At 69.9% G+C, this 15,356-nt stretch carries 15 protein-coding genes and 1 tRNA gene; 6 read left to right on the forward strand and 10 right to left on the reverse strand.

The features are described 5' to 3' along the window. Nucleotides 1–36: 36 nt before the first annotated feature. From D1369_RS20730 to D1369_RS20755, 6 genes are all read right to left on the reverse strand, one after another. Entirely contained in the window at nt 37–492 is a 456-nt protein-coding gene (locus D1369_RS20730; protein ID WP_007383223.1) for a hypothetical protein, read from the reverse strand. Nucleotides 493–516: 24 nt separating this feature from the next. Beyond that, a complete protein-coding gene (locus tag D1369_RS20735; RefSeq protein WP_007383222.1) occupies nt 517–1,089 on the reverse strand; it encodes an RNA 2'-phosphotransferase in 573 nt (190 codons plus the stop codon). Between the two features lie 122 nt (nt 1,090–1,211). Continuing rightward, nucleotides 1,212–2,150, reverse strand: a complete 939-nt coding sequence (locus D1369_RS20740; protein ID WP_007383221.1) for a MerR family transcriptional regulator — start codon at nt 2,148–2,150, stop codon at nt 1,212–1,214. Beyond that, nucleotides 2,147–3,016 (reverse strand): metal-dependent hydrolase, encoded by an 870-nt coding sequence (locus D1369_RS20745; RefSeq protein WP_037903459.1) that lies wholly within the window; start codon nt 3,014–3,016, stop codon nt 2,147–2,149. The genes D1369_RS20740 and D1369_RS20745 overlap by 4 nt, the downstream gene beginning before the upstream one ends. Continuing rightward, nucleotides 3,013–4,770 (reverse strand): SDR family oxidoreductase, encoded by a 1,758-nt coding sequence (locus D1369_RS20750; protein WP_118082559.1) that lies wholly within the window; start codon nt 4,768–4,770, stop codon nt 3,013–3,015. Before D1369_RS20750 ends, D1369_RS20745 begins: the two co-directional genes overlap by 4 nt. Then, complete coding sequence (locus D1369_RS20755) at nt 4,767–5,609, reverse strand: M24 family metallopeptidase (protein WP_007383220.1); 843 nt, start codon at nt 5,607–5,609, stop codon at nt 4,767–4,769. The genes D1369_RS20750 and D1369_RS20755 overlap by 4 nt, the downstream gene beginning before the upstream one ends. A 249-nt stretch (nt 5,610–5,858) precedes the next feature. Here D1369_RS20755 and D1369_RS20765 point away from each other — a divergent pair, with 249 nt between their 5' ends. The 6 genes from D1369_RS20765 to D1369_RS20790 all read left to right on the forward strand — a co-directional run bounded on the left by D1369_RS20765 (nt 5,859) and on the right by D1369_RS20790 (nt 10,045). Further along, nucleotides 5,859–6,824: an ABC transporter ATP-binding protein gene (locus D1369_RS20765; protein ID WP_007383218.1), complete on the forward strand. Its 966-nt coding sequence runs from the start codon at nt 5,859–5,861 to the stop codon at nt 6,822–6,824. After that, a complete protein-coding gene (locus tag D1369_RS20770; protein WP_007383217.1) occupies nt 6,814–7,722 on the forward strand; it encodes a hypothetical protein in 909 nt (302 codons plus the stop codon). Before D1369_RS20765 ends, D1369_RS20770 begins: the two co-directional genes overlap by 11 nt. Continuing rightward, the gene (locus D1369_RS20775) at nt 7,719–8,630 is read left to right on the forward strand and encodes an ABC transporter ATP-binding protein (protein ID WP_007383216.1); all 912 of its coding nucleotides are present in this window, start codon (nt 7,719–7,721) and stop codon (nt 8,628–8,630) included. The genes D1369_RS20770 and D1369_RS20775 overlap by 4 nt, the downstream gene beginning before the upstream one ends. 11 nt (nt 8,631–8,641) lie before the next feature. Then, nucleotides 8,642–9,361, forward strand: coding sequence for an ABC transporter permease (locus D1369_RS20780; RefSeq protein WP_007383215.1), 720 nt, complete (start codon nt 8,642–8,644; stop codon nt 9,359–9,361). 130 nt (nt 9,362–9,491) lie between these two features. Beyond that, nucleotides 9,492–9,689, forward strand: a complete 198-nt coding sequence (locus D1369_RS20785; RefSeq protein ID WP_007383214.1) for a hypothetical protein — start codon at nt 9,492–9,494, stop codon at nt 9,687–9,689. Nucleotides 9,690–9,957: 268 nt separating this feature from the next. Further along, nucleotides 9,958–10,045: transfer RNA gene (locus D1369_RS20790), tRNA-Ser, on the forward strand. A 309-nt stretch (nt 10,046–10,354) separates the two neighbouring features. Here the strand turns inward: D1369_RS20790 and D1369_RS20795 are convergent. The 4 genes from D1369_RS20795 to efeB all read right to left on the reverse strand — a co-directional run bounded on the left by D1369_RS20795 (nt 10,355) and on the right by efeB (nt 15,349). After that, nucleotides 10,355–11,158, reverse strand: a complete 804-nt coding sequence (locus tag D1369_RS20795; RefSeq protein WP_007383213.1) for an HAD family hydrolase — start codon at nt 11,156–11,158, stop codon at nt 10,355–10,357. Next, nucleotides 11,155–12,432, reverse strand: coding sequence for a serine--tRNA ligase (gene serS, locus D1369_RS20800; RefSeq protein ID WP_007383212.1), 1,278 nt, complete (start codon nt 12,430–12,432; stop codon nt 11,155–11,157). Before serS ends, D1369_RS20795 begins: the two co-directional genes overlap by 4 nt. Nucleotides 12,433–12,965: 533 nt before the next feature. Beyond that, the gene (pheA, locus tag D1369_RS20805) at nt 12,966–13,898 is read right to left on the reverse strand and encodes a prephenate dehydratase (protein ID WP_007383211.1); all 933 of its coding nucleotides are present in this window, start codon (nt 13,896–13,898) and stop codon (nt 12,966–12,968) included. A 173-nt stretch (nt 13,899–14,071) separates the two neighbouring features. Continuing rightward, nucleotides 14,072–15,349, reverse strand: coding sequence for an iron uptake transporter deferrochelatase/peroxidase subunit (gene efeB, locus D1369_RS20810; protein WP_118082560.1), 1,278 nt, complete (start codon nt 15,347–15,349; stop codon nt 14,072–14,074). Nucleotides 15,350–15,356 lie beyond the last annotated feature (7 nt).

Below are 15,356 nucleotides of genomic sequence, written 5' to 3' on the forward strand. Positions count from 1 at the left end.
GCCGGGCCGTGTTTCACGTGAAACAGTGACTCACGGTCACTGTGTGCGGGCGCTGAGCCAGGGGCTGAGGCCGACCGGGATGAACTCCTTGTGCACGCGGTCGCCCGGGAGCGGCACCATCAGGAAGTGGCTGGGCGGGAAGCGGCGAGCCTTGACCCAGGCGTGGCCTTCGTAGAGGGCCCGGAGGAAGGCGGGGACGTCGTCGCGGGCGACGTCGGGGCACTCGACTCCGTCGACGGTGATCAGGGCGTCGTCGTCCGGGAACAGGCGCACATCCACCCGGGGTCGGCCGCCGAGCTCGATGTATGCCTCGTGGGGCAGGGTGCCGTCCGGGTCGGTGGTGACGCCGACGCCTGCCGCGCTGCGGCGTGAGGTCTGGTCGGCGCCGATGTCGTGGGTCACCTCGATGGCGAGGCCGTACTCGGCCGCGAGGGCGCGGAGCGCGGTGACGGCGGCCTCGGTGGTGGGGAGGTGGTCCCTGCCGTTGTCCATGGCGTCGATCATCTCCCACCGGGCTCAGTGCGACTCGGGAAGGCGCAGGTAACGCGGTGGCACGGCCTGGGTCAGCCACACCCCGTTCGCGCTGACGTGGAAGACGTGGCCGTCGCGGTGCATGGCCTGCGCGTCCACGGAGAGCACGACGGGACGCCCACGGCGGGCCCCGACCCGGGTCGCGGTCTCGCGGTCGGCCGACAGATGGACATCGTGCCGGTTCATGGGACGCAGTCCCTCGGCGCGGATCGCGTCCAGGTAGCGGGCCACGGTGCCGTGGTAGAGGTACGGCGGCGGGGTCGCCGGTGGCAGGCCGAGGTCGACGTCGATGCTGTGGCCCTGGCTGGCGCGGATGCGGGTGCCGTCGATCGCGAAGCGTTGCTTGTCGTTGGCGGCGACCACATGGTCCAGCTCGTCCCGGGTGAAGCGGAAGCCGTGCGCGGTGGCCGCGGCGATCAGCACGTCGATCTCGACCCAGCCGGCCTCGTCGAGCGTGAGCCCGATCCGCTCGGGCTGGTGGCGCAGATGCTTCGAGAGGTACTTCGACACCTTGACCGTGCGTCTCTCGTCCCTCTCGCGTGGCTTGTTCTCGTTCATCCCGCCAGAGTGCCGGGAGAGACGTGAATCACGCGAATGATTTTGGGTCGGATGTTTGATCCACAACCAACTGTAGTTATCCACAGGTTACTTGGCGTTTCTGTGGACAACTCCCTGTCATGTCAGCCCTCTTCGTCAAGATCGACTGGGGGACGCCCACTTGACGTGAGCGCATCCAACTTCCTTGCCCGCACCTCCCGTTCAGCCGCCAGCACAAAGAACTCCGCCACCCGATCCGACCCAACAAGCCTTTCCACGGCCCACATCGTCTCCTCGGGCACCGCCACGGAACGTGACACCGGGCGCCCGTCCTGCCTTTCCTCGGACCCGAGGTGCTGGCGCAGCTGCCGTACCGCCAACAACCGCATCGCCCGAGCCAGTTCGGCGTCCACGGTCTGCTGCGCGAGGGGCCGTAGCCGTCGTACCAGTGAGGTCGCTTCGGTGGCGTCCGCGTCGGTCGGTGGGTGCGGTCCTTGCAGGTAGCGGGCGAAGACGTGCTCGGTGGTGAACTCCAGGAAACGGGCGGCGATGTGCTCGACCTGCCCCCTCAACTCCCGCAGATGGCCCGAGATCGCGGACAGCGGCACCCCTGACGCGTGCAACTCGACGGCCACCGCGAGCTCTTGGGGGCTCGGCACGAGGAACGAGTCCTCGTCTCCGGGCACCGGCTCCAGCACGCCGAGTTCCACCGCCTCGGCGACCGCGGCCTCGTCGGGGGTGCCGCCGAAGCGGGCGTCCAGTTCGGCGCGGGAGATCCGGACCGCCTCCTCGTCGGTCCACGGGCCGTCGACCTCGGCGACCAGACCGAGGATGCCGCCGAGGCCGCGGCCGGAGTCGTAGGCCTCCAGGAGCTCCTTGATGGAGGCCAGGCCGTAACCGCGGTCGAGGAGATCGGCGATCTGCCGCAGCCGGGCTAGGTGGGTGTCGGTGTAGATGTTGGCGCGGCCGCGGCGCTCGGGGCGGGGGAGCAGCCCGCGGTCCTGGTAGGCACGGATGGTGCGGACGGTGGCGCCGCTGAGATGGGCGAGGTCCTCGATCCGGTAGGCGGAGGTGTCGCTCACGAGGCCGCCCTCGCCGCCGGCGACCGCTTCAGGTACTCCACCGCACGGCTCAACGACCCTTCCCGTGAGGGGTGGTAGGACCGTCGGAGGTAACGCGGTACGGCCGCCCCCAGATCCCGCCAGGGCGGCAGCAGGCCCTTTCGTACGGCCTTCCCGTGCTCCTTGAGCGAGTAGCGCGGCCGTCCCGCCGGCTGTGGATCGTGACGCATCAGATAGGCCGTCCCCCATACCCACAGGTACAGCATCACCGGGGCCGTCACCGCCATGCCCGCGACCCGGCGGGCGTAGCGGGCTGTGCCGGTGCCGCCGCAGTGCTGGTACATGTCGAAGGCGACCGCGCGGTGTTCGACCTCCTCGGCACCATGCCAGCGCAGCAGGTCGAGCATGACCTCGTCGGCGCCGGCCCGGTCGAGGCCGTCGGCGGCCAGGACCCAGTCGCCGAGCACCGCCGTGAACTGTTCGACGGCGGCGACGACCGACAACCGGAACCGCAGCCACTCGCGCGCGGGAATGGGCGCGTTGAGCGGTGGACGCTCGCCGAGCAGCCGCTCGAAGAGGAAGTCGGCGTACTGGGTGAAGTCGGCGGTGTCGAGCCGCTGCGCCGCCAAGTGGTCCAGTACGTGGGTGTGCTGGACGCTGTGCGTGGCCTCCTGGCCCATGAAGCCCTTGACGTCGGCGCGGAGTTCGGGGTCCGTGATCAGCGGCAGGCCCTCCTTGAAGACCTTCACGAACCAGCGCTCCCCCGCCGGCAGCAGCAGGTGCAGGACGTTGATGACGTGGGTGGCCGTGGGCTCGCCGGGGATCCAGTGCAGCGGAGTGCGGGACCAGTCGAAGGCCACCCGGCGCGGGGCGATCTCGTGGCTCACTTCGGCGGCTCCAGCCGTGCGATCGCCCGCAGTGCCTTCGGCGCCCATCGGGCCAGGGCGTGCGCGCTGCGGGCCTCGGGGGTGACCGGTACGACGGCCTGGTTGCGCACGACCGCTCTCAGGATCGCGTCGGCGACCTTCTCGGGCGGGTAGTTCCGCAGCCGGTAGAGGCGGGCCGTGCGCTTCTGGCGGCGTTTCTCCTCGTCGGCGTCGACGCCCGCGAAGCGCGCGGTGGAGGTGATGGCGGTGTTGACGAAGCCGGGGCAGATCGCCGAGACACCGATCCCCCGGCCCGCCAGTTCCGCGCGCAGGCTCTCGCTGAGCATGAGGACGGCGGCCTTGGAGGTGCCGTAGGCGGACAGCGCCCTGGAGGGCTGGTAGGCGGCCGCCGAGGCGATGTTGACGATGTGGCCGCCTTGGCCGCGCTCGGCCATCTGCCTGCCGAAGAGCCGGCAGCCGTGGATGACGCCCCACAGGTTGACGTCGAGGACTTTCTTCCAGTCCTCGGTGGTGGTGTCGAAGAAGGAGCCGCCGATGCCGATGCCGGCGTTGTTGACCAGGATGTCCACGACGCCGTACTCGGCGGCGACCTTGGCGGCGAGTTTCTCCATGGCCTGTTCGTCGGAGACGTCGACGGTCTCCGCCCAGGCTTCGGGGGCGCCGAGCAGCCGGGACAGTTCGGCGGTGCGGGCGGCGGACTCGGCGTCCCGGTCGACGGCCACCACGCGCGCGCCGGCCTCGGCGAAGGCGAACGCGGTGGCCCGTCCGATGCCGCTGCCCGCGCCGGTGACGAGGACGAGCTGTCCGCCGAACCGGTCCGCGTGCTTCCCGGTCGCCCGCACGGCGGTGCGGCCGCCTTCGACGGACGTCACGAACTCGGTGATCCACGCCGACAGCTGGTCGGGCCGGGAGCGGGGGATCCAGTGCTTGGCGGGCAGCGTGCGCCGGGTCAGCCGCGGTGCCCACTGCTCCAGGCCGTCGTAGAGCTTCTCCGAGAGGAACGCGTCCCCCAGGGGCGTGATGAGCTGCACGGGCGCGTGTGCGTACGCGTCTGCCCGGGGGTGGCGCAGCCGGGCCCGGATGTTGTCCCGGTACAGCCAGGCGCCGTGGGCCGCGTCGGTGGGCAGTGAGGAGGTCGGGTAGCCGTCGGCGGGGACCTTCTCCACGCGCTCCAGCACGCGCGGCCAGACCTTGCCGAGTGGGCCGCGCCAGGCCAGTTCGGGCAGGGCGGGGGTGTGCAGCGCGTACACGTACCAGGACTTGGCGCTCTGGCCGAGGAGCTGGGCGAGGCGGCGGGGGGTGGGGCGCTTCAGGCGGCCCGCGATCCAGTGACCGAAGTGGTCGAGGGACGGTCCGGACATCGAGGTGAAGGAGGCGATGCGGCCCTCGGTGCGCGGGACGGTGACGAACTCCCAGGACTGCACCGAGCCCCAGTCGTGTCCGACCAGGTGCACGGGCCGGTCGGGGCTGACGGCGTCCGCGACGGCAAGGAAGTCGTCCGTCAGCTTCTCCAGGGTGAACCCTCCGCGCAGCGGCTCGGGTGCGGTGGAGCGGCCGTGGCCGCGGACGTCGTAGAGGACGACGTGGAAGCGGTCGGCGAGGTGGGAGGCGACCGCGGACCAGACCTCTTTGCTGTCCGGGTAGCCGTGTACCAGGATCACGGTCGGCTGTCCGGGGTCGCCCAGTTCGGCCACGCAGAGATCGACTCCGCCGGTCCGTACCCGGCGTTCGCGCGCGTCTTCGAGCAAGGTCACTTCTCCTCCGCCCAGCGCCGCACGTGCGGCAGGTCGTCGTCCAGCCAGAAGGCGCTCTGCTCGGGGTCCTGGGAGTCGGTGACGACCAGGATCTCCTCGAACTTGGCGCCCGTGCCCCGGAATCCGAGGTGGGGTTCGACCGCCCACAGGCCCGGTTGCGGCGGGTGGTCGGAGAAGCGGTACGGCGACCACAGGGGCGACCAGCCCTCCCGGTGACCGTGCAGCGCGTCGGCCGCCAGGCCCTTCAGGGACTGGGTGCCGAACCCGAACACCTGCGGTGACCAGCGGCGTTGCTTGACCTGGTCCACCTTGTGGGCGATCACGCCGAAGGGGTACGCGCGGTGCCGGTTGGCGTAGCCCTGCCGGACCATGAGCCGATCGACGTCCTCGTAGATCTCGCGCAGCGACCGCCGCTCACGGACCTCGCGCAGGATCAGCTCGCGGTGCGCTTCCAGGTCGGCCATCAGCCTGTCCTGGACGGGGTTGATCCCGAGTGAGCCGGAGTAGCCGATGTCCGCGGTGAAGCCCTCGTGCACCGGGGCCATGTCCAGGATGAACGGCATCCCGGGCTCCAGCCGGCGGTCGGTGGGGAAGAACTGCAGCGGAACGCGGAAGCCCGTGAACGCCGTGCGGTCCCCGAACCAGGCGAAGGGCAGGTGGAACCAGTCCCGTACGCCCCGCTCGCGCAGCCACTCGCGCTGCATCCGGGCGGCCTGCCGCTCGCTCACGCCGGGCTCCAGGCGGGCCGCGACCGCCTCCGCGCAGTCGTACGCGAGTCGCTGGACCTGCCTGAATCCCCGCAACCGGGTGGAGAGTTCGCTGTTCACTGCTGTGGTCATGCCGCCTCGTCCCCGTCGACTGCGGTACGTGCCCGTAACGTGACACTGGCGAATGTGACAGTCATTAGAGGCTGCGTCAATAGGGCCTGGGCCGGGCTGTGGAAAAGCCGGACGATGTGGAAAACGGAGACCGCGTTGTGGGACCTCAGGGTGACCCCTAGGTGCCCGTACCTCTGGAGTCTGATGCCGATGCAGCTCTGCGGGGTGACGACCTGAGTGGTCCGCGTCACTACTGTCGGGGATGTGACTGTGATCGCGACCGAAAGCCTGAGCAAGCGGTTCCCCCGGGTGACCGCGCTTGACCGGCTCTCCTTGGACGTCGGACCCGGTGTTACCGGACTCGTCGGCGCCAACGGAGCCGGCAAGTCCACCATGATCAAGATCCTGCTGGGTCTGTCCCCCGCGTCCGAGGGCCGTGCCGAAGTGCTCGGGCTCGACGTCGCGACCGAGGGCGCCGCCATCCGTGAGCGGGTCGGCTACATGCCGGAGCACGACTGCCTGCCGCCCGACGTCTCGGCCACCGAGTTCGTCGTGCACATGGCCCGCATGTCCGGCCTGCCGCCCACCGCCGCGCGGGAGCGCACCGCGGACACCCTGCGCCATGTCGGCCTGTACGAGGAGCGCTACCGCCCCATCGGCGGCTACTCCACCGGCATGAAGCAGCGAGTGAAGCTCGCGCAGGCCCTGGTGCACGACCCGCAGCTGGTCTTCCTCGACGAGCCGACCAACGGCCTCGACCCGGTCGGCCGCGACGACATGCTGGGCCTGATCCGCCGCATCTACACCGACTTCGGCATCTCGGTCCTGGTCACCTCGCACCTGCTGGGCGAGCTGGAGCGCACCTGCGACCACGTCGTCGTCATCGACGGCGGCAAGCTCCTGCGCTCCAGCTCCACCACCGACTTCACCCAGACCACGGCGACCCTGGCGGTCGAGGTCACCGACACCGACGCGCACCCGGACGGCACCCGTGCGCTGCGCGAGGCGCTGCACGCGCGTGGGGTGGAGGTCCTCGACTCCCAGAGCGGTCTGCCGGGCGCCGGCCACATCCTGCTGCTGACCGCACAGGGCGAGGAGACCTACGACCTCGTCCGGGACGTCGTCGCCGACCTCGGCCTCGGCCTGGTCCGCATGGAGCAGCGCAGGCACCACATCTCGGAAGTCTTCACGAACGAGGACGAGCAGCGGAAGGAGGCCGTCGGCCATGGCAGTTGAGCACCCGGTCACCGTCCCCTCGGGTGACCAGACCCGCATCCACAACATCGGCTACCGCACCTACGACGGGCCCCGCCTCGGCCGTTCCTACGCCACCCGCTCGCTGTACTCGCAGTCCCTGCGCGGCGCCTACGGCCTCGGCCGCTCGGTGAAGTCCAAGGTGCTGCCGATGCTGCTGTTCGTCGTGATGTGCGTGCCCGCGGCCATCATGGTGGCCGTCGCGGTCGCCACGAAGGCTAAGGACCTGCCCGTCGACTACACGCGCTACGCGATCATCATGCAGGCCGTCATCAGCCTGTACGTCGCCTCGCAGGCACCCCAGTCCGTCTCGCGCGACCTGCGCTTCAAGACGGTGCCGCTGTACTTCTCGCGGCCCATCGAGACGGCGGACTACGTGCGCGCCAAGTACGCGGCGCTGGCTTCGGCGATGTTCATCCTGACCGCCGCCCCGCTGATCGTGCTCTATGTGGGCGCGCTCCTGGCCAAGCTGGACTTCGCCGACCAGACCAAGGGGTTCGGGCAGGGACTCGTCTCCGTGGCGCTGCTCTCGCTCCTCTTCGCCGGTATCGGCCTGGTGATCGCGTCGGTCACTCCGCGCCGCGGCTTCGGCATCGCGGCCGTGATCGCCGTCATGACCATCTCCTACGGCGCGGTCTCCACCCTCCAGGCCATCGCCGACGCCCAGGGCAGCTCCAGCGCCGTCCCGTGGATCGGTCTGTTCTCGCCGGTCACGCTCATCGACGGACTGCAGTCCGCGTTCCTCGGCGCGAACTCGGCGTTCCCGGGAGCGGTCGGCCCGTCGAACGGCGAGGGCGTGGTCTACGTCCTGGCCGTCCTCGGCCTGATCGCCGCGTGCTACGGCCTCCTGATGCGCCGCTACAAGAAGGTGGGACTGTGACCACGCTCCAGATCGACCATGTCTCCCGCTGGTTCGGCAACGTGGTCGCCGTCAACGACATCACCATGACGATCGGCCCCGGCGTCACCGGCCTCCTCGGCCCCAACGGCGCCGGCAAGTCCACCCTCATCAACATGATGGGCGGCTTCCTCGCCCCCTCCACCGGCACCGTCACCCTCGACGGGCAGCAGGTGTGGCGCAACGAGGCGATCTACCAGCACATCGGCATCGTCCCCGAGCGCGAGGCGATGTACGACTTCCTCACCGGCCGCGAATTCGTCGTCGCCAATGCCGAGCTGCACGGCCTCGGCGCCAAGGCGGCCCAGCAGGCGCTGGCCACGGTCGAGATGGAGTACGCGCAGGACCGCAAGATCTCGACGTACTCCAAGGGCATGCGCCAGCGGGTGAAGATGGCGAGCGCGCTCGTCCACGACCCGTCGCTGCTCCTGCTCGACGAGCCCTTCAACGGCATGGACCCCCGCCAGCGGATGCAGCTCATGGACCTGCTGCGCCGCATGGGCGACGAGGGCCGCACCGTGCTGTTCTCCTCGCACATCCTCGAAGAGGTCGAGCAGCTCGCCTGGCACATCGAGGTGGTCGTCGCGGGCCGGCACGCGGCCAGTGGTGACTTCCGCAAGATCCGCCGCCTGATGACCGACCGTCCGCACCGCTACCTGGTGCGTTCCAGCGACGACCGCGCCCTCGCGGCCGCCCTGATCGCCGACCCGTCGACGTCAGGCATCGAAGTCGACCTGGCGGAGGGGGCGTTGCGCATCCAGGCCGTCGACTTCGGCCGTTTCACCGCGCTGTTGCCCAAGGTCGCGCGCGACCACGGCATCCGGCTGCTCACGGTCTCGCCCTCCGACGAGTCCCTCGAGTCCGTCTTCTCGTATCTCGTCGCGGCGTAGGAGGCCCACAGATGTACGACCCCACAGTCGCCCGACTCACGTACCGGGCCCTGCTCGGCCGCCGCCGGGCCCTCATCCTGGGCGCCCTGCCCCTGCTGCTGATCGTGATCTCCGTGATCGTGCGCGCCTTGGTCGGCGCCGACGACCAGACCGCCTCCGACCTGCTGGGCGGGCTCGCGCTCGCCACCATGGTGCCGATCATCGGCGTCATCGCGGGCACCGGCGCGATCGGCCCGGAGATCGACGACGGCTCGGTGGTGTACCTGCTGTCCAAGCCGCTCAAGCGGCCGACGATCATCTTCACCAAGCTGATCGTGGCGATCGCCGTGACGATGGTGTTCTCGGCGCTGCCGACGCTGATCGCGGGCTTCATCCTCAACGGCAACGGCCAGCAGATCGCCGTCGCCTACACGGTGGCCGCGCTGGTCTCCTCGATCGCCTACGCGGCGCTCTTCCTTCTGCTGGGCACGGTGTCCCGGCACGCGGTGGTCTTCGGTCTCGTCTACGCGCTGGTCTGGGAGGCCCTGTTCGGTTCCCTGGTCGCCGGGGCGAGGACCCTGAGCGTCCAGCAGTGGTCGCTGGCCGTGGCCCACAAGGTCGCGGGCGGGGACCTGGTCACCTCGGACGTCTCACTGCCGACGGCCACGGTGCTGCTGGTCGTGGTGACCGTCCTCGCGACCTGGTACGCGGGACAGAAGCTGCGGTCGCTGACGCTGGCGGGCGAGGAGTAGGCAACCCTGACATACCCCTGGACATACCCCTGACGTACCGCTGATGTCCCGCTTACTGACGGGGACTTGATCGTCGTCCGGGCAGACTGGACAAAGGGGAACGTTCGGCTGTGAGTCGAAGGGAACGGGCATGGCAGACGACTGGGACGACCTCGTTCTGGACGAGGACTTCATACGGTCCGCGGGGACGACCGAGCCGTCTGCCCGCGCCCGGATGCTGGCGGCGCGCTGGCGCGACGAGGAGCCCGAACCGCAGCCCTGGCGCTCCGACGAGCCGCCCGCCGGGTGGTTCTTCAGCAAGCGCCGACGGCGGTGGCGGCGCCGGTAGTCTCGAACACACGGCCGCATTTAATCGGTGGCGCCCAACTCGTCGCACAGGCACAGTGGTTGTGTCCACATCGCCGGACGACACTCCGGCGCCACGTTCTGGGAGAGGAGCCGGACGATGTCCCTGCACGACAGTACGTCCAGCTCCCGTCAGGGCAGCCCGCGAAGGACTCCGGTGTAGTTACGCCACCGTGGAGTCCACCCGCGGAAACCGCCCGGGGCGGCCGCTTCGAGCACGCGACGTCGCTCTCGCGTGAGGCCGCCCACCCGGAGGATTGGCCGAGTGGTAAGGCACCGGCTTGCTAAGCCGTGGTCGGGCCTGGAAAGCCCGCGCACGTTCGATTCGTGCATCCTCCGCGAGACGTTGTCACTGGGACTTGGCCGGGGTTTCCTGGCCCAAGTGCTGCAGCAAGAAGAGCTCGGGGTGACCAGACCCGCGCGGATCACCGCACCGGACCACCGCCGGCTCCGGCACCGGCTCCGGATGCAGCGGAACTCCGTGCGGCCGCTGCCCGGGGCATGGTCGAGGAGTGCGGTGGCCGGTGGGCCGGTTGCAGCGTGATCGTCGATCAGCTCGGGACGCAGGGCCACGACCCGGTGGGGCCGGTGCGCGCTCTGTTGTCGTACGACGAGCTCCTGGCCGTCCGGCCGGAGGGACCGTAGGCGTCAGCCCAGCAGGCGCTCCAGCACCACCGCGATCCCGTCCTCCTCGTGGGAGGACGTCACCTCGTCGGCCACCGCCTTGAGCTCCTCGTGTGCGTCCGCCATGGCCACCGCGTACGACGCCCAGGCGAACATCGGGATGTCGTTGGGCATGTCGCCGAAGGCGATCGTGTCCGCTGCCTTCAGTCCCAGGCGGCGGGCGGCCAAGGACAGGCCCGTGGCCTTGGACAGGCCCAGCGGGAGCAGTTCGACGATGCCCTCGCCCGACATGGCGACCGTGACGAAGCCGCCCGCGGCCCGCTGGGCCGCCTCGGCCAGCTCGTCGTCCGACAGCCTCGGATGCTGTATGTAGATCTTGTTCAGCGGGGCGGCCCACAGATCCGACGCGTCCGTGAACGGCGTCGACGGCAGGGCTCCCGTCACCGCGTACCCCGGCCCGACCAGCACATCGCCGTCGAGGCCGTCACGGCTGGCCGCCAGGTACAGCGGGCCGACCTCCGCCTCGATCTTCGCCAGGGCCACCCCCGCCAGCTGCCGGTCCAGGGTCACCGACGTCAGCAGACGGTGCTCACCGGCGTGGTACACCTGCGCGCCCTGGCCGCAGACCGCGAGACCGTCGTAGCCGAGGTCGTCGAGGATGTGCCGGGTCCAGGGGACGCCGCGGCCGGTCACGACGATGTGGGCGGCGCCCGCCGCGGTGGCCGCGGCGAGCGCGTCACGGGTGCGCTGCGAGACCGACTCGTCGGAGCGCAGGAGCGTCCCGTCGAGGTCGGTCGCGATCAGCCGGTACGGAAAGGGCCGGCTCACTTGGCGACCGGCTCCAGCAGTTCCCGGCCGCCCAGGTACGGGCGCAGCACCTCGGGCACCCGCACCGAGCCGTCGGCCAGCTGGTGGTTCTCCAGGATCGCCACGATGGTGCGCGGTACGGCGCACAGCGTGCCGTTGAGCGTCGCCAGCGGCTGGACCTTCTTGCCGTCGCGCATGCGGACGGACAGGCGGCGGGCCTGGAAGCCGTCGCAGTTGGAGGCCGAGGTCAGCTCGCGGTACTTGCCCTGGGTCGGGATCCACGCCTCGCAGTCGTACTTGCGGGAGGCCGAGGAGCCGAGGTCGCCCGAGGCCACGTCGATGACCTGGAACGGCAGTTCAAGACCGGTCAGCCACTGCTTCTCCCAGTCCAGGAGCCGCTTGTGCTCGTTCTCCGCGTCCTCGGGGGCGACGTACGAGAACATCTCGACCTTGTCGAACTGGTGCACGCGGAAGATGCCCCGGGTGTCCTTGCCGTAGGTGCCGGCCTCGCGGCGGAAGCACGGGGAGAACCCGGCGTAGCGCAGCGGCAGCTTGTCGGCGTCCAGGATCTCGTCCATGTGGTACGCCGCGAGGGGGACCTCGGAGGTGCCGACCAGGTAGTAGTCGTCCTTCTCCAGGTGGTAGACGTTCTCCGCGGCCTGGCCGAGGAAGCCGGTGCCCTCCATGGCGCGCGGGCGGACCAGCGCGGGGGTGAGCATCGGGGTGAAGCCGGCCTCGGTGGCCTGCGCGATCGCCGCGTTGACCAGCGCGAGTTCGAGGAGCGCGCCGACGCCGGTCAGGTAGTAGAAGCGGGAGCCGGACACCTTGGCGCCGCGCTCGACGTCGATGGCGCCCAGCGCCTCGCCGAGCTCCAGGTGGTCCTTGGGCTCGAAGCCCTCGGCGCCGAAGTCGCGGATGGTGCCGTGCGTCTCCAGGACGACGAAGTCCTCCTCGCCGCCGACGGGGACGTCGGGGTGGACGAGGTTGCCGAGCTGCAGGGCGAGGCGCTTGGTCTCGTCGTCGGCGTCGTTCTGAGCGGCCTCGGCGGCCTTGACGTCGGCCTTGAGCTGCTCCGCCTTCTGGAGCAGCTCGGCGCGCTCCTCCGGAGTGGCCTTGGGGATGAGCTTGCCGAGCGACTTCTGCTCGGATCGCAGCTCGTCGAAGCGGACGCCGGACGACCTGCGCCGCTCGTCGGCAGACAGGAGGGCGTCGACGAGGGCGACGTCCTCTCCACGGGCGCGCTGGGAGGCGCGCACTCGGTCGGGGTCCTCACGGAGCAGGCGAAGGTCAATCACGCGGCCAAGGCTACCGGTGCGGGGATACGGCCCACGACTCACTATTACCAGCTGTACCGAATCGTGTCTTACATACCGTTATGGGCGAATTGCGGAGCGTGTCAATGAAAGATGCTCAAGGTCCCCGGGGCGAGGCATGTGCGCGTAGTCCTGTTGACTCGACTCCCTTGTGGAGAGCGGGACTTGGCGTGCGGTTGTCCACAGGAATCCACACCCCTCAAAAAGTTATCCACAGGGTGTGCGGAGGATCTGTGGATTTCGGAATTGATCACTCCGAAACCTGGGGATCACATCGAGGATTCCCTGTGCAAACCCACTTTTACCCCCACTTTCGAGTGGAAAGTGGTCACCCCAAAGGATTGCCTAAAGGAAAACGGTGGACGAAGGGTGACGTGCGGGCGGGTGGACATGGATGGGTCCTGAGGGCCGATTTGTCGACAGGTTCGCCTTTTGTTGTCGACTTGTCCCCAGGTCGAGAAGCGGACCTGTGGATAACTCCTGTGGATAACTAAAATCTGCAGGTAGGACCGGTGCTAGAAGCGGCCGTCCTGGCACCGGGCCACCCAGTCCGAGGCCGCCATGAACTCCTCGTCCGAGGTGCCGGGCAGGGGCGCCCGCAGGTCCGCGGGGTCCTTGTCCGCACGTGGGTACGAACCGAGGAAACGCACCTCGCGGCAGATCCGCTTCAGGCCCGTCAGCGCCTCCGCCACCCGGCGGTCGGTGATGTGGCCCTCGGCGTCGATGCAGAAGCAGTAGTTGCCGATTCCCGCGCCCGTGGGCCGGGACTGGAGCAGCATCAGGTTGATGCCGCGGGTGGCGAACTCGCCGAGCAGGTCGCGCAGTCCGCCGGGGTGGTCGTCGCGCTGCCACAGCACGACGGAGGTCTTGTCGGCTCCGGTAGCCGCGGCGGGCCGGGCCGGGCGGCCGACCAGCACGAACCGCGTCTGCGCGTTCTCGGCGTCGTGGATCCCGGTCTCCAGCGCTTCGAGGCCGTACCGGGCGGCCGCGAACTCGCCCGCGAAGGCCGCGTCGTACTGGCCCTCCTGGACCAGCCGGGCCGCGTCCGCGTTCGAGGCGGCCGACTCCCAGTGGGCGTCCGGGAGGTGCCGCTTCAGCCAGTTGCGGACCTGGGGCTGGGCGGCCGGGTGGGCGGAGACCGTCTTGATGTCGGCGAGCCCGGTACCGGGCCTGACCAGCAGCGCGAAGGTGATCGACAGCAGCACCTCGCGGTAGATCATCAGAGGGGCGCCCGCGACCAGCTCGTCGAGGGTGGTCGTGATGCCGCCCTCGACCGAGTTCTCGATGGGCACGAACGCGGCCTCGGCCTCGCCCGCGCGGACCGCGTCCAGCGCTGACTGCACCGACACGTACGGGATCAGCTCCCGGGTCGCCGTCTCGGGAAGTGTCCGCAGCGCGACTTCGGTGAAGGTCCCCTCAGGGCCGAGATACGCATAACTCGCTGGCATGACCTCACCCTAATGGCCCTTGCGGAACGGGACGCACCTGTCTCAAGCGTGCCCCTCCGTGGGGTGAAACGGCGTGACCAAGGGGCCACACGCGACGTTCGCGTGACCTGTTCACCCTGTTCACCCTGTTCACCCTGGTCGCCCCGGTCACCACAGAGACACCGCCCGCCCCCTCACCCCTCCAGCAACCGCTGCCCCACGTACTCACCCTCCGCCGCCCCGCCCGGCACCGCGAACAGACCGCTCGACTCGTGCCGGATGTACTGGGAGAGCGCGTCGCCTCGGTCGAGTTTGCGCTGGAGCGGGACGAAGCCGCGCAGTGGGTCCGCCTGCCAGCACACGAACAGCAGGCCCGCGTCCGGTGTGCCGTCCGCGTCGATGCCGTCGTGGTACGAGAACGGGCGGCGCAGGATGGCCGCGCCCCCGTTCTGGTCGGGCCGGGTGATCCGGGCGTGGGCGTTGACCGGGACGAGCAGATCGCCCTTGGCGTCGGTCTTCTCCAGGTCCATCGCGGTCGTCTCGGTGCCCCCGGAGAGGGCCGCGCCGTTCGCCTTCCGGCGCCCGATGACGGCCTCCTGGGTCCCCAGGGACAACTTCTCCCAGTCGTCCAGCAGCATCCGAATCCGTCGTACGACCGCATAGGAGCCGTTCGCCATCCACGCGGGCGTGCCGGATTCCGGGACGAAGACGCGCTGGTCGAAGTCGGACTCGTCCGGCTTCGGATTGCGCGTGCCGTCCAGCTGGCCCATGAGGTTGCGGGCCGTCATGGGGTGGGCCGTGGCGCCCGGGGTGCGGTTGAAGCCGTTCATCTGCCAGCGGACCTTCGCCGCGCTGCCCGCGTCCTTCTGGACCGCGCGCAGGGCGTGGAAGGCGACCAGGGCGTCGTCGGCGCCGATCTGCACCCACAGGTCGCCGTTGCTGCGGGCCTTGTCGAGCTGGTCGGAGGAGAAGTCGGGCAGCGGGTCGAGGGCGACGGGACGCTGCTTCTCCAGCCCGGTGCGGGAGAAGAAGCTGTGTCCGAAGCCGAAGGTCAGCGTCAGTGAGGAGGGTCCGGCGTCCCGGGCGACATCCGTGTCGTGGGACCCGGTGGCCTCGCCGGCCATCAGCCGCCGAGCCGTTTCCGACCAGCGGCGCAGCAGCGCGGCGGCCTCCTTGCGGCCGGCGCCGGCCGCAAGGTCGAAGGCGACGAGATGGCCGCGGGCCTGGAGGCCCTCGGTGATGCCGGGCTGATGTTTCCCGTGAAACATCACTTCGTCGCTGCCGACCGAGGTCAGCGGAGTCGCCGCGGCGGGTGCGGCGGCATACCCCACGGCCCCGCCGGCCGCGCCGAGGACGAGCCCGGTGGCGCCGACGGTGCCGAGCAGGGCACGACGTGAGATGCCCTGCCCCGAAGCGGGCCTCTCTTCCGTGGCGGCGCCTTCGGCGACGACGGGAAGGGACTGTTCAGCCATGGTGCGG

The sequence above is a fragment of the Streptomyces sp. CC0208 genome (genome assembly GCF_003443735.1).
GTDB lineage: Bacteria > Actinomycetota > Actinomycetes > Streptomycetales > Streptomycetaceae > Streptomyces > Streptomyces sviceus.